Source organism: Streptomyces spinoverrucosus (assembly GCF_015712165.1).
Taxonomy (GTDB): Bacteria; Actinomycetota; Actinomycetes; order Streptomycetales; family Streptomycetaceae; genus Streptomyces; species Streptomyces spinoverrucosus_A.
Genome location: NZ_JADPZX010000001.1, coordinates 847,274 through 869,583 on the forward strand (window position 1 = coordinate 847,274; position 22,310 = coordinate 869,583).

The following is a 22,310-nucleotide window of genomic DNA, read 5'->3' on the forward strand; positions in this document are numbered from 1 at the left end:
GTTCAGCGTCTGCGCAGGCGGGTGGCGAGCAGGGTGACGTCGTCCTCGGCGTGACCGTGCACCAGGCGGGCGAGGACCGCGTCGAGGAGGGTGTCCAGCGGGCCGTCGGTGGCCAGGCGCAGGTTGGTCAGGCGGCGCAGGGAGACATCGATGTCGGTCCAGCGCCGCTCGATCAGCCCGTCGGTGTACATCAGCAGTACGGCCTCGGGCGGCAGGTCGACGGTCAGGGCCTCGTATCCCCCGATGTCGGTGCCCAGAGGCGGGCCGTTGGGGACCGGCAGCAGGTCGGCGCGCGCGTCGGGGTGGAGCAGGACCGGCGGCGGGTGACCCGCGGCGGCGAGTGTGCAGGTGCCCCGGCGGGGGTCGACGAGGGCGAGCTGGCACGTCGCCACCCGGTCGAGGCCGATGCTCGCCAGGCGGTGATCGGCTTCCTGAAGGATCCGTTCGACGGGGGAGCCGGAGACGGCGATGCCGCGCAGCATCGAGCGGTACTGGCTCATGGCGACGGCCGCGCTGAATCCGTGGCCCATCACGTCGCCCATCACCTGCAGGGTGCGGCCGGAGGGCAGCGCCATCGAGTCGAACCAGTCCCCGCCGACCAGCGCGCGGCGCCCGGCGGGTAGATAGCGGGAGGCGGTGTCGAGGTCCGGATGCGGAGTGCCGGGCTCGGACATCAGGGCGCGTTGCAGTTCCAGCGCCATGGTGTGTTCGAGGGTGTACTGGCGGGCGTTGTCGATGGCGACGGCGGCTCGGGTGGCCAGGTCCTGGGCCACGACGACGTCCTCGTCGGTGAAGGGGCCGGAGTCGCCGGCGCGGCACAGGTAGATCACTCCGACGGGCTGCTCCCGGGTCGGCAGGGGGACCACGAGCATGGAGTGGATCCCCGCCTCGCGGAACACCGCCAGATTGTGGGGGGTGCGCACCATCTTCAGCATCACGTCGTCCGTGGCCAGGTTGCCCAGCCAGGGGCGGCCGGTGTCCAGGCACTTGCGGGTCGGCGAGTCTCGGACGGCGTCGAAGTAGTACCCGGCGCCCGCCACCAGCCCGACGCGGCCGGCGATGTCCGGGCCGCCCGCCGAGGCCGTGACGCGCAGGCGGAGCACGCCGGGCTCGGGTGGGGGCGCTTCGTCGGACTCGCCGGTGACGAGCGTCCACACCGACGCCCGGTCGGCCAGGCTCGGCACGACGAACTTCGCCAGTTCGGCACAGGTCGTCTCCACGGACAGCGTCGTGCCGACCCGCATGGCCGCCGTGTCCAGCAGGGCCAGGCGCTGGTGGGCCCGTTCCAGGTCGTCCAGGTACTGCCGCAGCCCGCTGGTCTCCACGGCGATGCCGCACAGGCCGACCACCTGTCCGTCGTCGTCCAGACGGTGGTAGACCGCGTTCCACTGGCGTTTGCGGAACGGCGAGGAGGCCTTCGTGGTGCCCGTGACGGACAGCGCCCGGGGCTGACCGTCGTTCAGGACCATGCGCAGGATGTCCTCCGAGCGGTGCACGCCGGGCAGCACCTCGCCCATGGTCCGGCCGTGGAACTCCGCGCAGGGCACGCCGCTCATCCGGGCCATGGCCTCGTTGACGTAGCGGTAGCGCAGCCGTTCGTCGAGGATGGCCACGGCGGCCGGCGTGCCGTCCAGGACCTTCCGCAGGAGCCGGTACTCGCGGCCCTGTTCCACCGCTTCGCGGGGCGCGTGGGTGAGGGCGGACAACAGCGTTTCCTCGGCGCCGGAGAAGAGCAGTCTCGGCGGACGCTGGTCGAAGCCCACGCGGATCCTCCTCATCCGCCCCCTGACCGGACCGGGCCGTGTACCAGTCTGTCCGCGCCGACCCGGCACCGCATCCGGAGTCCGCCTACAGTCGAAGCATGGACCTGCCGGTGATGCCGCCCGTCAAGCCGATGCTCGCCAAGTCCGTGGCGAAGATCCCGCCGGGCATGCACTACGAGGCGAAGTGGGACGGCTTCCGGGCGATCGTGTTCCGCGACGGCGACGAGGTGGAGCTCGGCAGTCGCACCACCAAGCCGCTGACCAGGTACTTTCCGGAGCTGGTGGCGGCGCTGAAGGAGCGGTTGCCGGAGCGCTGTGTGCTGGACGGGGAGATCGTGATCGCGCGGGAGGGGCGGCTGGACTTCGACGCGCTCACCGAGCGGATCCACCCGGCCGACTCGCGGGTGCGGATGCTGGCCGAGAAGACACCGTCCTCGTTCGTCGCCTTCGACCTGCTGGCGCTGGCCGACCGGTCGCTGGTGGACGTGCCGCTCGCCGACCGCCGTGCGCTGCTGGTCATGGCGTTGTCCGGGGTGACGGCCCCGGTGCATGTGGCGCCGGCGACGACCGACATCGAGGTGGCGCGGCAGTGGTTCGAGCAGTACGAGGGGGCGGGCCTGGACGGTGTGGTCGCCAAGCCGGTCACGCTGCGCTATCTCCAGGACGAGCGGGCGATGTTCAAGGTCAAGCACGAGCGCACGGCGGACGTCGTCGTGGCCGGCTACCGGCTGCACAAGAGCGGACCCGTTGTCGGCTCGCTGCTGCTCGGTCTGTACGACGACAAGGGCGCCCTTCAGCACGTCGGGGTGTCCGCCGCCTTCTCCATGGCGCGGCGCGCCGAACTGGTGGAGGAGCTGGAGCCGCTGCGCATGGACGACGTGACGGGTCATCCGTGGGCGGCGTGGGCTGAGGAGGCGGCGCACGAGACGGCCCGGCTGCCCGGGGCGCCCAGCCGCTGGTCCGGCAAGAAGGACCTGTCGTGGGTGCCGCTGCGGCCCGAGCGGGTGTGCGAAGTGGCGTACGACCACATGGAGAACGGCCAGCGGTTCCGGCACACTGCCCGCTTCCGCCGCTGGCGGCCGGACCGGACGCCGGACAGCTGCACGTACGCGCAGTTGGAGGAGCCGGTGCGCTACGACCTCGCGGAGATCTTCGCACCCCAGGCGTGAGCCTCGGGCTCAGGGCCGCATCAGGATCTTCGCGGCGCCGTCCCGCTTGTGCTGGAACATCTCGTACGCCTGGGGTGCTTCGTCCAGCCGCAGCCGGTGGGTGGCGAAGTCGTCGACGCCGAGCGGGTCCTCGTCGGTGAGGTACGGCAGGATCTCGTCGGTCCAGCGGCGCACGTTGGCCTGGCCCATGCGGATCTGGAGCTGCTTGTCGAACATGGTGAGCATCGGCAGCGGGTCGGCGGTGCCGCCGTAGACGCCGACGAGGGACAGGGTGCCGCCGCGGCGTACCAGCTCGATGGCGGTGTGCAGGGCGGCGAGCCGGTCGATGCTGAAACGTTCGGCGAGGGGGCCGCCGATCTTGCGGGGCAGCATGCTGGAGGCCTGCTGGGCGAGGCGGGCGGCGAGGCTGCCGTGCGCCTCGGTGCCGACCGCGTCGATCACGGCGTCCGGGCCCCGGCCGTCGGTCTCGTCGCGGATCGCGGCGACGAGCTCCTTCTCGTGGTCGAAGGCCCGCAGGTCGAACGTCTGCACGCCACGCTCCTGTGCCCGGCGCAGCCGGTCGGGGACCAGGTCGACGCCGAACACCCGTCCCGCGCCGCGGACCTGGGCGACCCGGCAGGCCATGTCACCGATCGGGCCGAGCCCGAGGACGGCGATGGAGCCGCCCTGGGGGACGTCGGCGTACGCGACCGCCTGCCAGGCGGTGGGCAGCACGTCGGAGAGGTACAGGAACCGGTCGTCGGGCGGGCCCTCGGGCACCTTGATCGGGCCGTACTGGGCCTGCGGGACGCGCAGGTACTCGGCCTGGGCGCCCGGTACCGCGCCGTACAGGCGGGTGTAGCCGAAGAGGGCGGCGCCCATGCCCTCGCCGTGCACCTGGGTGGTCTCGCACTGGGTGGGCAGCGAGTTGAGGCACATCCAGCAGTTGCCGCAGGCGATCTGGAAGGGCACGACGACCCGGTCGCCCACCGCCAGGTCCGGTACGCCGGGGCCGACCTCCTCGACGATGCCCATGGGTTCGTGACCGAGGATGTCGCCCGGCGTCATGAACGGGGTGAGCACCTCGTACAGATGCAGGTCGGAACCGCACAGCCCGGTCGAGGTGATGCGGATGACGGCGTCGGTCGGCTCCTCGATCCGCGGATCGGGCACGTTCTCCACCCGCACGTCCCGCTTCCCCTGCCACGTCACAGCCCTCATCACCCGCACTCCCTCCGTCGTGACCACGCTGCCGGTACTGCGGTGGGTGCCGGGTACCCGAGGGGGTAGGGCCCAACCGTGGGGGCCGTGGACGGTATCGATCGCACAGGACGGGTCGGGTGGCGGCGGTGGGCGAGGACACGGGACGAAGAACGCGCATGCGGCGGGTCGCCGTGGCGGCGGCGGTGGTGTCGGCCGTCGTGGCGGCGGGCTGCACGGGCGGGCCGGACGACGACGGACGGGCGCCCGAGTCGCCGCCGACGCGCAGTGCGCAGCGCGTGGCGTCCGTGCTCGCCGTGAAGGTCGACAACGCGCCCACGGCGCGCCCCCACACCGGACTCGGAGCGGCGGACGTCGTCTACGTCGAGCAGGTCGAGGGCGGCCTGAGCCGGCTGCTGGCGGTGTACGCGAGCGAGTTGCCGAAGGCCGTCGGGCCCGTGCGCAGTGTCCGTGAGACGGATCTGGAGCTGTTGCGCCAGTTCGAGCGCCCGACCTTCGCCTTCTCCGGCGCGCAGACCAAGCTGCTGCCGTTGATCGACCGGGCCCCGCTGCGCGCCGAGCCGCCGGGCCGCACGCCCGACGCCTACCACCGAGGCAGCGACAGGCCCGCCCCGCACAACCTCTACCTGAGCCCACACCACCTGATACCCAAGGCCCCCGGCCGGGCCGCCCTCACCACCGGCTTCACCTACGGCGCCGCCCCCGACGGCGGAGAGAGGGAGACCACCCGCACTGTCCGCTACCCGGCGGCCCGTTTCACCTTCACCTGGGACGAGAGCCGGGAGCGCTACCGGGTCGCGATGGACGGCACGGCCGCCGTGACGACCGAAGGGCAGCCGGTGGCGGCCGCGACGGTCGTCGTGCAGTACGTGCGGATGCGCCAGTCCGGCTACTTCGACTCCCGGGGCAGCAACACGCCGTACAGCGAGACCGTCGGCTCGGGGACCGCGCAGGTGCTGCGCGGCGGAAGGACGTACGACGCGCTCTGGAAGCGCCCGGAGCCGAGCGACGGCACCCGCTTCACCACGGCGGACGGCGAGCCGGTGAACTTCGCCGCCGGCCAGGTGTGGGTGGTGCTCGTCAGGGCCTGAGTCAGGCTCGGGTCAGGCCTGGGCCACGAGGGGTTCCGTCGGGTGGCCCGGGTCACCCGGGTTGCGGAGTCCCTCCGTCGCGTCGGCGACCCGCCGGATCAGGTCCAGGAACTGCGTCCGCTCCGCCGCGGACAGTGGCGCCAGGAACACCTGGTTCATGCGGGCCGTGCGCAGCGCCAGCCTGCGGTGGGTGCGCGCGCCGTCCTCGGTCAGGCGCAGCAGGAAGCGGCGGCCGTCGTGCGGGTCGCGGACCTTGTGCAGCAGTCCCCGGCGGCCGAGCCTGCTGATCACCTCGGCGACGGTGGACCGGTCGAGCCCGACCCGCTCCCCCACCGTGCGCTGGTCCAGTCCCGGCTCGTCGACGAGCGCGTTGAGCACGGCGAACTGCGGTGAGGTGATCTCCTCGGACACCATCGCGTTCCACAGCAGGTGGTGTGCCTGCTGGAGCCGCCGGGCGAGATGCCCGGGATGGTTGGTGAGATCCACCGCCGCCATGTCCGCTCCCGAGGTCCTGGTTGTGTCAGTGCACTGAACGATACCTCCGGCGGCTCGGCCCTGTCGCGGGTGTCCAGGTTGGCAGCCCGAGGTCTTGACGGGCACAAGCAGAGAGTGGCAGCGTGAAGAAAACTTCACTGCATTACTCAGTGCCCTGAGTAAATGCCCTCGGGAGAGATGGGGCTTCTCGGATGGACAAGGTGGTCGCCACGGCCCTGGAGGCGGTGGCCGATGTGGGCGACGGCGCGTCGCTCGCGGTGGGCGGCTTCGGGCTGAGCGGTGTCCCGAACGTACTGATCGAGGCGCTCCACGAGCGGGGCGTCGGCGGCCTGTCGGTGGTGTCGAACAACTGCGGGGCGATGGAGTCCGGCCTGGCGGTGCTCCTCGCGGCCGGGCGGATCGCCCGGGTGACCGGCTCCTACATCGGCGCCAACAAGGAGTTCGCCCGCCAGTACCTGGCCGGGGAGCTGGAGCTGGAGCTGATCCCGCAGGGCACGCTGGCCGAGCGGCTGCGGGCGGGCGGGGCCGGGATCCCCGCCTTCTACACGCCGGCCGGAGTGGGCACGCAGGTCGCCGAGGGCGGACTGCCGTGGCGGTACGACGCTCAGGGCGGGGTCGCTCTCGCCTCACCGCCCAAGGAGGTACGGGAGTTCGACGGCGTGGAGTACGTGCTGGAGCACGGCGTCCGCACCGACTTCGCGCTCGTGCGCGCCGCCAGGGGCGACCGGCACGGCAACCTGGTCTTCAACAAGTCCGCCCGCAACTTCAACCCCCTTGCGGCGATGGCCGGCCGGGTGACGATCGCGGAGGTGGAGGAGCTGGTCGAGCCGGGTGACATCGATCCGGACGCCGTGCATCTGCCCGGCATCTTCGTCCAGCGGGTGCTGGCCCTGACCCCGGAACAGGCGACCGACAAGCGGATCGAGCGGCGGACGGTGAGCAACTGATGGCCTGGACACGCGAGGAGATGGCCGCGCGGGCCGCGCGCGAGCTGACGGACGGGCAGTACGTCAATCTGGGCATCGGCCTGCCGACCCTGATCCCCAATCACCTCCCGCCCGGCGTCGAGGTGGTGCTGGAGTCGGAGAACGGCATCCTCGGCACCGGCCCCTACCCGAGTGAGGAGCAGATCGACCCGGACCTGATCAACGCGGGCAAGGAGACCGTCACGGTCCTGCCGGGCGCGTCCTTCTTCGACTCGGCGCTGTCCTTCGGGATGATCCGCGGCGGGCACATCGATGTCGCCGTGCTGGGCGCGATGCAGGTCTCAGCCGGCGGCGATCTGGCGAACTGGGCCATCCCGGGCAAGCTGGTCACCGGCATCGGCGGGGCGATGGACCTGGTGCACGGCGCCCGTACCGTCATCGTCGTGATGACCCACACCGCCAAGGACGGCAGCCCGAAGATCCTCGACGAGTGCACGCTTCCGCTCACGGGCAAGGCGTGTGTGAACCGGGTCATCACCGACCTCGGCGTCCTCGACGTCACCGACGGCGGGCTGGTGCTGACCGAGTGCGCGCCGGGTGTCACCGCCGAGGAGATCATCGCCAGGACCGCCGCCAAGGTGCGCGTCGGCGAGGAGGCGCAGTCATGAGGGACGTCTACGTCGTCGACGCCGTCCGCACGCCGATCGGCCGTTACAACGGCGGCCTGGCCGCCGTCCGCCCGGACGACCTGGCCGCCCACGCCATCCGCGAACTCCTCGCCCGTACCCCGGCGTTGGACCCGTCCCGGATCGAGGACGTCTACTTCGGCAACGCCAACGGCGCCGGCGAGGAGAACCGCAACGTCGCCCGCATGGCCGCCCTGCTCGCCGGCCTGCCCACCTCCGTGCCCGGCGTGACGGTGAACCGGCTGTGCGCCTCCGGCCTGGAGGCGGTGATCCAGGCGGCCCGCGCCATCGCGTGCGGGGACGCCTCCGTCGCCGTGGCCGGTGGGGTGGAGTCGATGACCCGGGCGCCCTATGTGCTGCCGAAGAACGACAAGCCCTTCCCGGCCGCCCACACCGAGCTGTACTCCACCACGCTGGGCTGGCGCATGGTCAACCCGAGGATGGACCCGCAGTGGACCGTCCCGCTCGGTGAGAGCGCGGAGCTGATCGCCGACAAGCACAAGATCACCCGCGAGCAGCAGGACGAGTTCGCCCTGCACAGCCACCACAAGGCCGCCGAGGCCCAGCGCCAGGGCCTCTTCGAGGCCGAACTCGCCCGCGTGACCGTCCCGCAGCGCAAGGGCGACCCGTTGGTCTTCGCCGCCGACGAGTGCGTACGCCCGGACGCCTCCCTGGAGGCGATGGCCAGGCTCAAGCCGTCGTTCCGCACGGACGACGGCACGGTCACCGCGGGCAACGCCTCACCGCTCAACGACGGCGCCGCCGCCCTGCTGCTCGTGGACGAGGAAGGGCTGAAGGCCACCGGCCGCGAGCCCCTCGCCCGCGTTTCGGCGACCGGCGTGAACGCCCTCGACCCGCACTACTTCGGCCTCGCTCCCGTCGAGGCCGTGAACCGGGCCCTCGCCAAGGCGGGCAAGGGCTTCGACGACCTGTCGGTCCTGGAGCTGAACGAGGCCTTCGCCGCCCAGGTGCTCGGCTGCGTCGCCGAGTGGCCCGAGTTCGACCCGGCGATCCTCAACCCGCGGGGCGGCGCCATCGCCCTCGGCCACCCCCTCGGCGCGTCCGGCGCCCGCCTCGCCGGCACGGTCGCCCACCAGCTCGCCCGCATGGGCGCCGGCACCGGCGTCGCCACCCTCTGCATCGGTGTGGGCCAGGGCCTCGCCCTCGTCCTCGAACGGTAGGACTCGAACGGTAGGAACTGTCATGGCTCTCACTCAGCACGACATCGACCAGGAGATAGCGGCCGAGCACGCGGCCTACGAGAAGCGCGTCGCCGACGGCGGGCCCGTCGAGCACCACCCGCGCCGGGACTACGCCCCGTACCGGTCCTCGCTGCTGCGGCACCCGAAGCAGCCGCTGGTCGCGATCGACGTGGCCCGGGACCCGGAGCTGGTGGAGCTCGCCTCCCCCGCCTTCGGCGAGCGGGACATCACCGAGATCGACAACGATCTGACCCGGCAGCACACCGGTGAGCCGATCGGTGAGCGCATCACCGTCTCCGGCCGCCTGCTGGACCGCGCCGGGCGGCCGATCCGCGGTCAGCTCGTCGAGATCTGGCAGGCCAACTCGGCCGGGCGCTACGCCCACCAGCGCGAGCAGCACGACGCCCCGCTGGACCCCAACTTCACCGGCGTGGGCCGCACCCTCACCGACGCCGACGGCTGCTACAGGTTCACCACCGTCCAGCCCGGCCCCTACCCGTGGCGCAACCACGTGGGCGCCTGGCGCCCGGCACACATCCACTTCTCGGTCTTCGGTACGGCGTTCACGCAGCGGCTGGTGACGCAGATGTACTTCCCCAACGACCCGCTCTTCGCGTACGACCCGATCCTGCAGTCCGTGACGGACGACGCCGCCCGGCAGCGGCTGGTCGCCACCTACGACCACGGCCTGTCGGTGCCGGAGTTCTCGCTGGGCTACCACTGGGACATCGTGCTCGACGGCCCGCACGCCACCTGGATGGAAGAGGGACGCTGACCCCCATGACGAAGATCGACACCAGCAGCCCGGAGAACGTGCTGCCCACCCCGTCGCACACGGTGGGCCCGTTCTACGGGTACGCGCTGCCCTTCCCCGGCGGCGAGGACATCGCGCCCGCCGGGCACCCGGACACGATCACCCTGCACGGACACATCACCGACGGCGAGGGCGCGCCGCTGCCCGACGCCTTCGTGGAGCTGTGGGGCCCGGACCCGGAGGGCAGGCTGCCCCAGGTGGACGGCTCGATGCGCCGCGACCCGGCGTCCGGCGGCTTCCTCGGCCGGGGCGGCGTCGAGTTCACCGGCTGGGGGCGCGTCCAGACGGACGCGAGCGGCCACTGGTACGCCCGTACGCTCCGCCCGGGCGCGCGCGGGAGCAGCGCCCCGTACCTCAGTGTGTGCGTCTTCGCACGCGGACTGCTGGTGCACCTGTTCACGCGGATCTATCTGCCGGGCGACGAGGCCGCGCTGGCCGCGGACCCGCTGCTGTCCCGGCTGGCGGAGGCACGCCGCGACACGCTGGTCGCACATGCCGAGCGCGAGGGCACCTACCGTTTCGACATCCGCCTTCAGGGCGAAGGCGAGACGGTCTTCCTGGAGTTCCAGTGACTTCTGCGGTTCCCGACACCGGCCTGCTCGCCCCCGGGTGGGCAGGCTCCCCCGCCGCGTCCGCGACGAGCGACACCGCCTACCTGCAGGCCCTGCTCGACGCGGAGGCGGCCCTGACCCGCGCGCAGGCCGCACTCGGGCTGGCCCCGGCCGAGGCGGCCACGGCGGTCACCGAGGCGGCCGACGCCGGCCGGTACGACGTACGGTCCCTGGCGGAGCGCGCCCGTGGCGGCGGCAATCCGGTCATCCCGCTGGTCGCCGATCTGACGAAGGCGGTCGGTACGGAGTACGGGCCGTACGTCCATCGGGGTGCGACCAGCCAGGACATCATGGACACGGCGACCATGCTGGTCGCCGCGCGCACCCTGAACCTGATCCTGGCCGACCTCGCCCGCACCGAGCGGGCGCTGGCCCGGCTGGCCGCCGAGCACCGCGACACGCCGATGCCGGGCCGCACGCTCACCCAGCACGCCGTACCGACGACGTTCGGCCTGAAGGCGGCCGGCTGGCGGTCCCTGGCGCTGGACGCGCGGGACCGGGTGGCGGCCGTACGGGACGTGCTGCCCGCCCAACTCGGCGGTGCGGCCGGGACGTTGGCGGCGTTCGGGGCGTACGGCGCGAGTGATCCCACCGCTCTGTCGGCGGCGTACGCCCATGAACTCGGCCTGCAGCCGCTGGACCTGCCCTGGCACACGCTGCGGACCCCCCTCGCGGACCTCGCCGGGTGTCTGGCGGTGACGGTCGGGGCGCTCGGCAAGATGGCCGCCGATGTCCTCACCCTGTCCCGGACCGAGATCGCCGAGGTCGCCGAGCGCAGTGGCGGGGGTTCGTCAGCGATGCCGCACAAGGCCAATCCCGTACGGTCCACCCTGATCGCCGCCGCGGCCCGGCGGGCGCCGCAGCTCGCCGCCACGCTGTACGCCTCGCTGGTCGCGGAGGACGAGCGGCCGGCCGGGGCCTGGCATGCCGAGTGGGAGCCGCTCCGGGAGCTGCTGCGGCTGGCCGGCGGAGCCGCCCGGGACGCCGCCGAACTGGCCGACGGGCTCCGGGTCCGACCGGAGACCATGCGCGAACACCTGGATCTCACCGAGGGGTTGATCGTCTCGGAGCGGCTGTCGGCCGAACTCGCGCCCGTGCTGGGCCGGTCCCGGGCCAAGGAGCTGCTCACCCGACTGGCCGCCGAGGGGCACCCCTTGGCCGAGGCGCCGGAACTGCGGGACGTCGACCTCGATCCCGCCCACTACACCGGCTCCGCCGGAACTCTTGTCGATCGTGCTCTGGAGCGACGTTGAAGCTGCTCAACCACCGTGCCGAAGGGGCCGCCTCCGCGCCCCCGCTGCTCCTCGGGCCCTCGCTGGGCACCTCGTACGCCCTGTGGGACCAGGTCGCGCCCGAGCTGTCCGTCAGCCACCGGGTGATCCGCTGGGACCTGCCGGGGCACGGCGGCTCGGCGGCGGAACTGATCGCGGCGGGCGCCACCGTCGGTGACCTCGCCGACCTGGTGCTCGCGCTCGCCGACTCGCTGGGCGTGGACCGGTTCGCGTACGCGGGGGTGTCGCTGGGCGGTGCGGTGGGGCTGCACCTCGCCGTGCATCACCCTCAGCGGGTGTCGTCCCTCGCGGTGATCTGCTCGTCGGCCCACTTCAACGGGGCGAAGCCGTGGCAGGACCGGGCCGCGCTGGTGCGGCGCGAGGGGCTCGCCGCGCTCGCCGAGGGCGCGGACGCCCGCTGGTTCACGCCCGGGTTCACCGTGCCCCGGCTGGTGCGGGACCACCGGGACGCCGACCCGGAGGCGTACGCGGCCTGCTGTGACGCGCTCGCCGCGTTCGACCTGCGGGAGCGGCTCGCGGAGATCTCCGCGCCGACGCTGCTGATCGCGGGCCGTGAGGACCCGGCGACGCCGCCCGCGCATCTGCGTCAGATCGCGGACGCCGTGCCGGGGGCGACCCTGGTGGAGATTCCCGGCGCCTCCCATCTGGCGCCCGCGCAGTGCCCCGAGGCGGTACTCACGGCTCTGCGGGCGCACCTGGACGGGCCCGCCCGGCGCGGCATGAAGGTACGGCGTGAGGTGCTGGGCGACCCGCACGTCGACCGGGCGCAGGCGCGGCAGACCCCCTTCACCGCACGCTTCCAGGACTTCATCTCGCGCTACGCATGGGGCGAGATCTGGACCGACCCGACGCTCTCCCGCCGCGAACGCAGCATGATCACGCTGACCGCGCTGGTGGCGCACGGCCACTACGAGGAGCTGGCCATGCACGTCCGGGCGGCGCGGCGCAACGGACTCACGCCCGAGGAGATCGGGGCGGTGCTGCTGCAGACGGCGGTGTACTGCGGGGTGCCGGCGGCGAACTCGGCGTTCGCCGCGGCCCGGCGGGTGCTGGCGGAGGAGGACGACGGCGACCGGCCCTGAGGGTGACCCTGCTGGTCGTAGCCTCAGCAGCACCTCGTAGCGGGGTGGACGGCGTGCCTAGGGTGGAGGTATGTCCACTGTTCTGATCACCGGCGCCACCTCGGGGCTCGGCCGGTTCGTCGCCTTCGAGCTGGTGCGTTCCGGGCACCGCGTCCTCGCGCACGGCCGCGATCCGGGCCGTACCGAACGGCTCGTCGCCGAGCTGCGGACCGAGGGCGCGGCCGAGGGGTTCGTCGCCGATCTGGCCTCGCTGGCCGAGGTGCGCGAGCTGGGCGCGCGGGTCGCCGAGGCCCATCCCGAGCTGGACGTGCTGGTCAACAACGCCGGAGTGGGCAGCGGTCCGCGCGAGGCGGGGCGTGAGCTGAGCGCCGACGGGCACGAGCTGCGCCTCGCGGTGAACTATCTCGCGCCGGTCACGCTCACCCGTGCCCTGCTGCCGGTGCTCCGCGCGAACGCGCCCGCCCGGATCGTGAACGTCGGCTCGGCCGGTCAGGAACCGCTCGACTTCGGCGACCCCGAGTTCGCCCGCGGCTACGAGGGCTTCTCGGCGTACTGCCGCAGCAAGTTCGCGCTGGCCGCGTGGACGCTCACCCTCGCCGAGGAGCTGGCGGGCACCGGCGTCGCGGTGAACGTGCTGCACCCGGCGACCTTCATGGACACGGCGATGGTCCGCGAGGGCGGGATCACCCCGTGGAACTCGGTCGCCGACGGCGCACCCGGAGTCCTGGCCCTGGCCACCCGGGACATGGGATCCGGCGGCTACTTCGACGGCACCACCGCGGCCCGGGCGCACGAGACGGCGTACGACCCGCAGGCGCGCAAGCGGCTGGCGGCGGTCACCGACCAGTTGCTCAGCATGTGACAGGCCCTACGCCTCCAGCTCCGCCAGCCCCTCCCTCGCCTGCCGGGCCAGCCCGTCCGCCCCGCAGGAACGGGCCAGCGTCAGGCCCCGGTTGAGTTCGGTGGTGGAGCGGGCGGCGAGCCCGTACTCGATACGGGCGGCGGCGTGCTCGTACTGGCAGGGCGAGGCCTCCAGGTAGGTGACCGCCTGGGCGGCCAGGCGCACCTTGCGCTGGCCGGTCTCCAGGCGGGCGGCGCAGCGCAGGGCCTCGCCGATGGCGGTGTCGGTGCCGAACCGCTCGGCCTGGCGACGGGCGTCGGCGGCGAGCCGGGCGGCGCGGGTCGGGTCCTGGGTGGCGAGGGCACCGGTCAGGTCGATGGTCCACGGGGCCAGCACCGGGTTGTGACCACCGCGCGCGGCGGCGGCCTTCTCGGCGGCCTCCAGTTCGTTGATCCCGTCCTCGGTCCGGCCCACGGCGAGCAGCAGCCGGCCGCGTACCGAGCGGGTGTCGGGGAGGACGATCGTGGACGGGTAGGGCGGGGCGAAGCCGTACCGCTCGGCGATCGTCCAGGCCTGCTGCACATGCCCGCGGGCGAGCAGGGTGTCGACCAGTCCGCAGGTCGCCGACCAGTACAGGGGCAGTCCACGGCCGACCCGTTCGGCGAGGCGCAGGGATGCGCGCAGGACGGTCTCGGCGTCCTTCAGGCGGCCCTGCCTGCGGAAGGCGAGGCCGAGGAAGGCGTTGGCGAGGGCGAGGTGGCCGCCGCTCCAGCCGGCCGTGGTGTAGGTGCGCAGGGCGTCGGCGAACAGGTTCTCGGCGCGGTCGAGGCGGTCGGCGTAGGCGTAGGAGCTGCCGAGCATCATCAGCAGTTCTATGCCCCACTCGGTGTCGGTCCAGCCGAGGCCGGGGGCGAGCCGGCCGTTGACGAGGGCGCGGTCGCACACCTCGACGACCTCCTCGGCGTTCTCGCCGTGGGTCATGGCGTCGAAGCCGCGCAGGATGAGCAGCGCGCGCTCGGAGTTGTCGCGGCCGGTGCAGGTGCGGGCGAGGTCGGCGAGCCGCTCGGAGCGTCCGGGGCTGGACGCCTCACCGGCGTAGATGCCCTCCCACATGTACTGCACGGCCCGCAGCCGCATCCGGGCGGGCCCCTCCTCGTGCCGGGCGGCCTCGGCCTCGACCGTGCGGACGGCCTGTTCCAGCTGGTCGTTGTGGAGCAGGGCCTGGGAGAGGCGGAAGACGGCGTCGACGCGGGCGGGGCCGTCGAGGCCGGGCATGGCGAGCGCGCTCTGGAGGTGGTCGATGGTCCGGGCGGGCGCGGTGAGCAGGGTGGCGCAGCCGAGTTCGTAGAGCACGCGCGCGTGCACGTCGGGCCGGGGCGGTTCCTTCAGGGCGCGCTCCAGGCAGCGGCGGGCGGCGTCGGGGGCGCCGACGGCGAGGTGTTCGCGGGCGGCCTCGCGCAGCTGGTCGACGAGTTCGGCGTCGTCGTCCGGGTGGACCTGGAGCAGATGCCGGGAGGCGGCCGCGGCGCCACGGCCGGAGTCGGTGACGATCTGCGCGGCGATGCCGTGCATGGCGGTGCGCAGGGCGTCGGGGATGGAGTTGTAGACGGCGGTGGCGATCAGTGGGTGGACGAACTCCATGTCGCCGCCGGCCGGTGCGCCCGCCGGGTCGGGGGCGGTGAGGATCCGGGCCGTGCACAGTAACTCGGCGCAGCGCAGGGCCTGTTCGGGGCGCATGGCGGTGAGCCGGGCGACCAGGCCGACGGAGATGCCGGTGCCGAGGATGGCGGCCGCCCAGGCGAACCGGGTCGCGTCGATGCCGAGCCCTTCGAGGCGGGCGACGAGTCCGCCGCCGCGCGCCGAGCGGTTCAGGGCGCGCAGTTCACCGGCCGACGGCTCGGTCGGCTCCAGCTCACTGTCCTGGACCTTGGCGAGGAGTTCGACGGTCTCGTAGGGGTTGCCTCCGGTGACGGCCCAGACCTCGCGGCAGAACGGGGCGTCGGCGTGCGGGCCGACGGTCGCGCGGGTGAGGCCCGCGGTGGCGTCCGGGGTGAGGGCGCTCAGCGTGGTCTCCGGGCCGCCCGCGGCGGCGGCGATCGCGTCGAGGTGGCGGGCGCTCTCACCGGTCACTTCGCCGGGCCTGCGGGCCACCACGACCAGCACGGACAGGTCGTGCAGCCGCTCGGCGAACGCGGCGAGCCAGTGCAGTGTCTCCTGGTCGGCCCAGTGCGCGTCGTCGATCAGCAGCACCAGTGGCCAGTCCCGCTTGGCCAGCCGGCGCACGGCGGCGACGAGCCCGTCGCACACGCCCTGCGGGTCGGCCCGCCGCCCGCCGGGGTCCGCGATGCCGAGGGCGGGGCCGGCGATGTCGTACCAGTCGCCCAGGTACTCCCGGGCCTCCTCGGGCAGCAGGGAGACGAGGGCGGGTTGCAGCAGTTGGCGTACGACGTTGAAGGGGACGGACCTGAGGGTCTCGCCGCCGCGTGCGGACCACACCGTGCAGCCGCGTTCCTCGGCCAGCCGGCGGGTCTCGGCGAGCAGCGCGGTCTTGCCGAGTCCGGCCTCGCCCCGGAACACCAGCAGTCCGCCCGTCGACGAGCGGTCCGCGCACAGGGCGTCGATCGCCTCGACGACCGCGGCGACCTCCGTGTCGCGCTCCCACAGGAAAGCCGAGGCGCCCGCCGCAGGCGGTACCTCCGTCATCCCGCTACCTCCCCAAGTCGCCCGAACGACGTACAGGGCGAGCGTAGCCCCACGGCAGGTCCGGCGGTGGGTGGTCGGGGCAGTGTTGCCGCCACGGGTGACGGCCTCGTGAAAGTTATTGACAGTCAACACCCCATGAACTGACGCTAATTTTCCTAAATCGCGTCCAACAGCGGCGACCGGACAGGAGGCACGCGATGAACGCGCCAGCGAAGGTGGCCGGTACCAGACCGGAGCGGTCCCGCAGGGCGCTGGTCGCGGGCTCGGTGGGCAACTTCATCGAGTGGTACGAGTTCGGCGTCTACGGCTACTTCGCCACCGTCATCGCGGCCCGCTTCTTCACGCCCGAGGGCGGCAGCGAGGTCGAGGCGCTGGTGAAGACGTACGCCTCCTTCGCCCTGGCGTTCTTCTTCCGGCCCGTCGGGGCGGCCCTGTTCGGACGGCTGGGCGACCGGATCGGCCGGCGTCCGGTGCTGATCCTGGTGATCGGACTGATGACGGGCGCGACCACGCTGATCGGGGCGCTGCCGACGTACGAGACGGTGGGGGCTCTCGCACCCTGGCTGCTCACCTTCCTGAGGGTTCTTCAGGGCCTCTCGGCGGGCGGTGAGTTCGGTGGCGCGGTGTCGGTGATGACCGAGTTCGCGCCGCCGGGCAAGCGCGGGCTGTACGGCTCGTGGCAGTCGTTCACCGTCGCGCTGGGGCTGCTCGGCGGGGCGGGTGCGGCAGCGCTGCTGGCCACCGTGCTGACGGAGGATCAGCTGGGCGACTGGGGCTGGCGGCTGCCGTTCCTGCTGACGCTGCCGATGGGGCTGGGCGCGCTGTGGCTGAGGCTGCGGCTGGAGGAGACACCGGCGTTCAGCCAGCAGGGGGAGCTTCAGCGGCCGCCCGCGCGTGAGGTCGTGCGGGCCATCGCGCTGGGCGCCGGACGGATCATGGGCTGGGCGGCGGCCGGGTACACCTTCCTGGTCGTGCTGCCGTCCTACCTGCAGAACAGCCTCGACGCGAGCTTCCAGCAGGCGCTGGTCGCCACCGTGCTGGCCAACCTGGGCTTCGCGGTGACGATCATCCCGGCGGGGCTGCTCAGCGACCGGGTGGGGCGGCGGGCCGTGATGCTGACCGGGGCGCTGCTGGTGGTGGTCCTGGCGGTACCGCTGCTGAACCTGCTCCAGGACCCGGGCACCGCCACCGCCGTCAAGGGCCTGGCCGTGTTCGCCGCGGGCGCGGTCGTGGGGCTGATGGCGGGGCCGGGCCCGGCGATGCTGTCGGAGATGTTCCCGACGACCGTGCGCTACACCGGTCTGGGACTCGCCTACGCCCTGTCCAATGCGGTGTTCTCGGGCTGTGCCGGGCTCATCATCACGGAGACGATCGAGCGGACCGGCGACGTGGACATCCCCGCGTACTACGCGGCGGCCACCTGCGCGGTCAGCGTGCTGGCCCTCGCCACGCTCCCGGCGAAGGGCACTTCGAGGAAGGCGAGTTGATCGGATGCGGGTCATCGGGCTGATGTCCGGCACGTCGTACGACGCCATCGACGCGGCGGCGGCCGAGCTGAGCCTCGTCGGTGACAGCCTCGTGCTGAAGCCGCTCGGCATGGTGAGCGAGCGGTACGACGACGAACTGCGGGCGGCGCTCGCGGCGGCGCTGCCGCCGGGGACCACGTCGCTGGCCCAGGTGTGCCGGCTCGACACCCGGATCGGGCAGGCCTTCGCGGCGGCGACCGTGCGAGCCGATCGTGAACTGTGCGACGGGCGGGCGGAGTTGGTGGCCTCGCACGGGCAGACGGTGTACCACTGGGTCGACGACGGCCGGGTGCGCGGCACCCTGCAGCTCGGGCAGCCCGCGTGGATCGCCGAGGCGACCGGACTGCCCGTGGTCGCCGACTTCCGGCCCCGGGACATCGCCGCCGGGGGGCAGGGCGCACCTCTGGTGAGCCTGGTCGACCTGCTGTGGCTGCGCGGCCGCCCGGGCACACCGGTCGCCCTCAACCTCGGCGGCATCGCCAATCTCACCGCAACCGACGGGACGGCCTTCGACACCGGGCCGGGGTGCGCGCTCATCGACGCGGCAGCCCACGGTTTCAGCGGCGGACGGCTGGCGTACGACGTGGACGGCGCCCTGGCCGCCGGCGGCCGTATCCGTCCGGAGCTGCTGGAGCGGCTGCTGGCGGAGCCCTACTACGCGCGGCCCGCGCCCAAGACGACCGGCAAGGAGCTGTTCCACGTCGGCTATCTGCACGAGGCGCTGGCCGGGGTCGGCACGCTGCCCGCCGAGGACGTGATCGCGACGCTCACTCACCTCACCGCGCGCACGGTCGCCGACGCCGTGCGCACGGTGGGCGCCACGGAGGTCATCGCGTCCGGTGGCGGCACCCGCAATCCGGTGCTGATGCGGATGCTCGCAGGGCAGCTGCCGGGCGTGGCCGTGCGCCGCTCCGACGAGCTCGGGCTGCCGTCGGACGCGAAGGAGGCGTACGCGTTCGCGGTGCTGGGGTTCCTGACGGCGCACGGGCTGCCCGGCACGGTCCCGGCGAGCACGGGGGCCCGGCATCCGAGTGTGCTGGGGTCGGTGACGCCGGGGCGGGACGGGCTGCCGCTTCCTGCGGCCGTCCGGGAGGGGCCGGTGCGGCTGGTGCTGGAATGACCGGGCGTCAACCTCTGCGGTTCGGGTGCCCTGCGGGACGGAACCCTCTCATCCCGCTTTCACCGAGGCCTCATACGGTGGGGGCATGACGCAGGAGACTCCTCCCGGGTGGTACCCCGACCCCGGGCAGACAAGTGACGGTCCCGCCACCGTGCGCTGGTGGGACGGCAAGGCATGGACGGACCAGACCCGTCCGGCGGGGTCGGCCGCGGGCTGGGATCCCCCGGCGGGGCCTCCACCGGCCGCCGACGCGCAGCAGACGCAGTCGGCGTTTCCCGCCCGTCCGGAAGGACCGACGGCTCCTGGGCATCCGGGGTACCAGGCGTTTCCAGGTCATCCGGGGTATCCCGGGTATCCGGTCCAGCCGCCGGGCGGGCGGCGGCGTGCCCTGCGGACCGGGACAGCGGTCGCGGTGGCGGCCGCGGTCCTCGCCAGCATCGGCATCGGCGTGTACGCGCTGACGAAGGACGACGGCGTCGGTGCGAGCCGCGCCGACTCGCAGCAGCAGGGGTCGGGCGGGCAGGACGGCGGTCCCGGCGGCGGGCAGGACGGGCCGTTCGGCGACTCGGGCGGCTCCGGCGGCGGGGAGTCCCCGGCGCCCGAGGGGTCGCAGGCGCCGGAGGTCGAGGGCGGCGGCACGCTGTCCGACCCGGTGAACGGGATCAGCCTGCCCGTGCCGGAGGGCTGGACCGGCCAGTCCTTCAGCGTGGGCGCGCAGATGACGTCCGACGACAGCTACGACTGCCCCGGCGACACGTCCAAGTCGTGCACGAAGGGCGGCGCGTACTCGGCGCCGGCCCTGGTGCTGGGCACCAAGGGCGACACGCCGGAGGAGGTCGCGAAGGCGGACATCGAGGCGAACGCCGAGGAGTCGTACGGCGGCAACAGCTACGGGAAGATCACCTCGCACGAGGTGCTGGCGTCCAAGGCGGTGACCGTGGCCGGGCAGAAGGGCTACCTGGTCCGCTGGAAGGCGATCACCAGCAAGGGCGCCGACGGCCTGGTCGAGTCGCTCGTCTTCCCCTCGCCCGCCGACTCCCAGCAGCTGGTCGTGGTCCGCTTCGGCATCGACGCCGACCAGAAGGTGTCCCTCCTCGACGACATCACCAAGGGCATCAAGGCGTCGTCCGGCGGGGGCAACGGGCAGAGCGTCTGAATGACGCACGGTGGTGTTCGGCCGGGTGGGGTACCCCTCCGCTCCAGAGGTACCCCACCCGGTCGGGGTGCGCCGCCCCCGTCCCCACGGTGCGGCGCGAGCAGGCCGGTCGTCCCGTTATCCCTTGGACGACGCGGCCTGGGTCTTCACTCGAGGTCGAGCGCCGGCAGTACGGCGGCCTCCACGAACGTCAGCAGATAGTCCGGGTCGGCGTCCCGGCCCTCCAGGATGGGCCGTACCCGCAGCACGCCGAACATCTGCGCGGCCACGTACGGCAGCGCCGGATGGTCGGCGGCGATCTCCCCGCGCTCCACCCCTCGACGCAGGATCTCCTCGATCGCGGCGATCTCCGGTTCGACGAGCGCCTCGCGCAGCGCCTGCGCCAGCTCCTTGTCCTCCATGACCGCGTGGCCGAGCGCCTGGACGAGCCGGTGGTCCCGGCCGGACCACTCCCCCACCGTCCGCGCGGCCTGCCGCAGATCCTCGGCCAGTGAGCCGGTGTCGATGCCGGCGAAGCCCACCCGGCGCCGGGAGCGCAGAGCCGCCGCCACGAACTGGGGCTTGGTCTTCCACTGCCGGTACAGCGTGGACTTGCTGCACCGCGTGCTGGTGGCGACGCCGTCCATGGTCACGGCGTCGTAGCCGCACTGGCGGATCTGCTCGATCACCGCGTCGAAGAACTCCTGCTCACGCTCGCGGGTCAGCTTGGAGCGGCGCGAGGCGCCGACCGTGTCCGGTCGGTCCGCGGCCTGCGAGGTCATCGGTCCGTCTCCTCGTTCCCGTTCTGCGGCCAGGAGGCCCGCAGTCCAGTGTGTCTCACGCAATCGATACGTCAGTGTACCGGTACTCGGCCGTATCGGTACACTGACGTATCGGTACGACACCGTATCGATGAGAACTTTGCACCACCGTCAGCGAAGGGGCCGGGGGATGAATGCCCGCACCGAGCCTGCCGATGAGGACGCCGCGATAGCGCGGCCTCCTCTCGTACGGGAGTTCCTGCTGGTCGCGGGACTCTTCCTCGTCTACAAGTTCGGCCGGCTGCTGGCGACCGACCACACCCGCGAGGCCTTCCGCAACGCACACCGGGTGTGGGACCTCGAACGAGCCCTCCATCTCCCGGGCGAGGGCGCGGTGCAGTCCCTGCTGCTGCACGGCGACACCCTGGTGCGCCTGGCGAACGCCTACTACGCCACCGTCCACTTCCCGGCGACCGCGGCCCTCCTCGTCTGGCTGTACCTGCGGCGCCCGGGCCACTACGTCTGGGCCCGCCGGGTGCTCGCCGCGGTCACCGCGGCCGCGCTGGTGCTGCATCTGACGTTCCCGCTCGCGCCGCCGCGGATGCTCGCGGCGACGGGGCTGGTGGACACCGGGCGGGTGTACGGGCCGTCGGTGTACGGGTCGCCGGACACCGACACCCTGTCCAACCAGTTCGCGGCGATGCCCTCGCTGCACTTCGGCTGGGCTCTGATGGTGGCGATCGGAATGATCGTCGCCACCCGGTCACGGTGGCGGTGGCTGTGGCTGCTGCACCCGCTGCTGACCCTGCTGGTGATCGTGGGCACGGCGAACCACTTCTGGCTCGACGCGATCGTGGCGGGAGCGCTGCTCGGCGGCGCGCTGGCAGTGGTCCGTCCCCCGCACCGGACGGCACCGAGACCCACGGACGACGCCCGGCACGTCGTACGGCCGAAGGCGCCCGCGCTCGTGGAGGCCGGCCGATGAGCGCGACCGTGCTCGCCGTGGTGCTGTCGCTGTTCTCCGCCGTCGCCTACGCGGCCGCCGCCGTCGCCCAGGAACGGCTCGCCGCCCGCTCCTCCGGCTCGGGGGTGCTGCGGCTGCTGGGCAGGGCGGCGTGGTGGGTGTCGGTGGCACTGAACGCCTCCGGCGCGCTGCTGCACGTCGTCGCCCTGAAGTACGGCCCGCTCACGGTGGTGCAGCCGCTGGGGGCGCTGACGCTGGTCGCGGCGGTGCCGATGGGGGCACGGCTCGCGGGGCGGCGGGTCAGCGCAGTGGAGTGGCGGGGCACCGCCTTCACCCTGGTCGGGTTGGGCGCGCTGCTGGTCATGGCGTCCGGGCCCGCGCCCGACGACGTGCTCGGCGTGAGCGAGGCGCTGGCCGTCGCGGGATCGGCGTCGGTGCTGATCGGCGCGCTGGCCTGGCCAGGCGCCCGGCCCGGCCTGCGGCACGCCACCGCGTCCGGGGTCGCCTCGGGGGTCGGCTCCGCCCTCACCCAGACGGTGACGGTGGCCGCGACGGACGACTCGGGGCCGCTGCTCAGCGCCCAGGTCGTCGGTGTGGCGCTGCTGGTCGCGGTGTTCGCGACCGGCGGCCTGCTGCTGTCCCAGACCGCCTACCGGGGCGGGCTCGGCGGCCCGCTGGCGGTGGTGACGCTGAGCAACCCGGTGGCGGCCGCGGTGATCGGGCTCTCCCTGCTGGGCGAACGGCTCCAGGGCGGCGTGGCGGGCGTACTGGTGGCGCTCGCGGGGGCGCTGCTGGCGTCGTGGGGCGTGGTGCTGCTGTCCCGGACGGCACCGGACGACCGCCCGGCGATGCCCGGCCCGGAAACGCTGGTGCCCCGGCAACCGCGGCCGGGGCACCTGACGCCACTGTGAGCGCCGCTGCGAACGGCG

The 22,310-nt window shown here is 73.1% G+C and carries 20 protein-coding genes; 15 read left to right on the forward strand and 5 right to left on the reverse strand.

Translation table 11 applies throughout. The features are described 5' to 3' along the window. Positions 1 to 2: 2 nt before the first annotated feature. Positions 3 to 1,763: a SpoIIE family protein phosphatase gene (locus I2W78_RS03930; protein ID WP_196456975.1), complete on the reverse strand. Its 1,761-nt coding sequence runs from the start codon at positions 1,761 to 1,763 to the stop codon at positions 3 to 5. A 98-nt stretch (positions 1,764 to 1,861) separates the two neighbouring features. Between I2W78_RS03930 and I2W78_RS03935 the strand changes: the two genes are divergently transcribed. Next, positions 1,862 to 2,932, forward strand: coding sequence for an ATP-dependent DNA ligase (locus I2W78_RS03935; protein WP_196456977.1), 1,071 nt, complete (start codon positions 1,862 to 1,864; stop codon positions 2,930 to 2,932). A 9-nt stretch (positions 2,933 to 2,941) separates the two neighbouring features. Here I2W78_RS03935 and I2W78_RS03940 read toward each other — a convergent pair whose 3' ends face one another. Beyond that, the gene (locus tag I2W78_RS03940) at positions 2,942 to 4,132 is read right to left on the reverse strand and encodes a zinc-dependent alcohol dehydrogenase (protein ID WP_196456979.1); all 1,191 of its coding nucleotides are present in this window, start codon (positions 4,130 to 4,132) and stop codon (positions 2,942 to 2,944) included. 158 nt (positions 4,133 to 4,290) lie between these two features. Here I2W78_RS03940 and I2W78_RS03945 point away from each other — a divergent pair, with 158 nt between their 5' ends. Continuing rightward, positions 4,291 to 5,223, forward strand: a complete 933-nt coding sequence (locus I2W78_RS03945; protein WP_196456981.1) for a DUF3048 domain-containing protein — start codon at positions 4,291 to 4,293, stop codon at positions 5,221 to 5,223. Between the two features lie 12 nt (positions 5,224 to 5,235). On the opposite strand, the gene I2W78_RS03950 is transcribed toward I2W78_RS03945, so the two are convergent. Next, positions 5,236 to 5,718 carry a MarR family winged helix-turn-helix transcriptional regulator gene (locus tag I2W78_RS03950; protein WP_196456983.1) on the reverse strand — a complete coding sequence of 161 codons (483 nt, stop codon included), beginning with the start codon at positions 5,716 to 5,718 and terminating at the stop codon, positions 5,236 to 5,238. Between the two features lie 191 nt (positions 5,719 to 5,909). Here I2W78_RS03950 and I2W78_RS03955 point away from each other — a divergent pair, with 191 nt between their 5' ends. From I2W78_RS03955 to I2W78_RS03990, 8 genes are all read left to right on the forward strand, one after another. Then, positions 5,910 to 6,665, forward strand: a complete 756-nt coding sequence (locus tag I2W78_RS03955) for a CoA transferase subunit A (RefSeq protein ID WP_196456985.1) — start codon at positions 5,910 to 5,912, stop codon at positions 6,663 to 6,665. Continuing rightward, positions 6,665 to 7,312 (forward strand): CoA transferase subunit B, encoded by a 648-nt coding sequence (locus I2W78_RS03960; protein ID WP_196456987.1) that lies wholly within the window; start codon positions 6,665 to 6,667, stop codon positions 7,310 to 7,312. Before I2W78_RS03955 ends, I2W78_RS03960 begins: the two co-directional genes overlap by 1 nt. After that, positions 7,309 to 8,511, forward strand: coding sequence for a thiolase family protein (locus tag I2W78_RS03965; protein ID WP_196456989.1), 1,203 nt, complete (start codon positions 7,309 to 7,311; stop codon positions 8,509 to 8,511). Before I2W78_RS03960 ends, I2W78_RS03965 begins: the two co-directional genes overlap by 4 nt. Positions 8,512 to 8,533: 22 nt before the next feature. Beyond that, positions 8,534 to 9,307, forward strand: coding sequence for a protocatechuate 3,4-dioxygenase subunit beta (pcaH, locus tag I2W78_RS03970; protein ID WP_196456991.1), 774 nt, complete (start codon positions 8,534 to 8,536; stop codon positions 9,305 to 9,307). Between the two features lie 5 nt (positions 9,308 to 9,312). Continuing rightward, positions 9,313 to 9,918, forward strand: a complete 606-nt coding sequence (gene pcaG / locus I2W78_RS03975) for a protocatechuate 3,4-dioxygenase subunit alpha (RefSeq protein WP_196456993.1) — start codon at positions 9,313 to 9,315, stop codon at positions 9,916 to 9,918. Then, positions 9,915 to 11,210 (forward strand): 3-carboxy-cis,cis-muconate cycloisomerase, encoded by a 1,296-nt coding sequence (pcaB, locus tag I2W78_RS03980; protein WP_196456994.1) that lies wholly within the window; start codon positions 9,915 to 9,917, stop codon positions 11,208 to 11,210. The genes pcaG and pcaB overlap by 4 nt, the downstream gene beginning before the upstream one ends. Then, positions 11,207 to 12,331 (forward strand): bifunctional 3-oxoadipate enol-lactonase/4-carboxymuconolactone decarboxylase PcaDC, encoded by a 1,125-nt coding sequence (gene pcaDC / locus I2W78_RS03985; RefSeq protein WP_196456995.1) that lies wholly within the window; start codon positions 11,207 to 11,209, stop codon positions 12,329 to 12,331. Before pcaB ends, pcaDC begins: the two co-directional genes overlap by 4 nt. A 70-nt stretch (positions 12,332 to 12,401) precedes the next feature. Further along, positions 12,402 to 13,193, forward strand: a complete 792-nt coding sequence (locus tag I2W78_RS03990) for an SDR family NAD(P)-dependent oxidoreductase (RefSeq protein WP_196456997.1) — start codon at positions 12,402 to 12,404, stop codon at positions 13,191 to 13,193. Positions 13,194 to 13,199: 6 nt separating this feature from the next. Here I2W78_RS03990 and I2W78_RS03995 read toward each other — a convergent pair whose 3' ends face one another. Next, positions 13,200 to 15,875, reverse strand: a complete 2,676-nt coding sequence (locus I2W78_RS03995; RefSeq protein WP_196456999.1) for an ATP-binding protein — start codon at positions 15,873 to 15,875, stop codon at positions 13,200 to 13,202. A gap of 197 nt (positions 15,876 to 16,072) precedes the next feature. Between I2W78_RS03995 and I2W78_RS04000 the strand changes: the two genes are divergently transcribed. The 3 genes from I2W78_RS04000 to I2W78_RS04010 all read left to right on the forward strand — a co-directional run bounded on the left by I2W78_RS04000 (position 16,073) and on the right by I2W78_RS04010 (position 19,677). Beyond that, the gene (locus tag I2W78_RS04000; protein WP_196457001.1) at positions 16,073 to 17,362 is read left to right on the forward strand and encodes an MFS transporter; all 1,290 of its coding nucleotides are present in this window, start codon (positions 16,073 to 16,075) and stop codon (positions 17,360 to 17,362) included. Positions 17,363 to 17,366: 4 nt separating this feature from the next. After that, positions 17,367 to 18,521, forward strand: a complete 1,155-nt coding sequence (locus I2W78_RS04005) for an anhydro-N-acetylmuramic acid kinase (RefSeq protein WP_196457003.1) — start codon at positions 17,367 to 17,369, stop codon at positions 18,519 to 18,521. 85 nt (positions 18,522 to 18,606) lie between these two features. After that, entirely contained in the window at positions 18,607 to 19,677 is a 1,071-nt protein-coding gene (locus I2W78_RS04010) for a DUF2510 domain-containing protein (RefSeq protein ID WP_196457005.1), read from the forward strand. 146 nt (positions 19,678 to 19,823) lie between these two features. Here I2W78_RS04010 and I2W78_RS04015 read toward each other — a convergent pair whose 3' ends face one another. Further along, positions 19,824 to 20,438 (reverse strand): TetR/AcrR family transcriptional regulator, encoded by a 615-nt coding sequence (locus I2W78_RS04015; RefSeq protein WP_196457007.1) that lies wholly within the window; start codon positions 20,436 to 20,438, stop codon positions 19,824 to 19,826. A gap of 169 nt (positions 20,439 to 20,607) precedes the next feature. On the opposite strand from I2W78_RS04015, the gene I2W78_RS04020 reads away from it, so the two are divergent. Beyond that, positions 20,608 to 21,402, forward strand: a complete 795-nt coding sequence (locus tag I2W78_RS04020) for a phosphatase PAP2 family protein (protein ID WP_196457009.1) — start codon at positions 20,608 to 20,610, stop codon at positions 21,400 to 21,402. Further along, complete coding sequence (locus tag I2W78_RS04025) at positions 21,399 to 22,292, forward strand: hypothetical protein (protein WP_196457011.1); 894 nt, start codon at positions 21,399 to 21,401, stop codon at positions 22,290 to 22,292. Before I2W78_RS04020 ends, I2W78_RS04025 begins: the two co-directional genes overlap by 4 nt. Positions 22,293 to 22,310 lie beyond the last annotated feature (18 nt).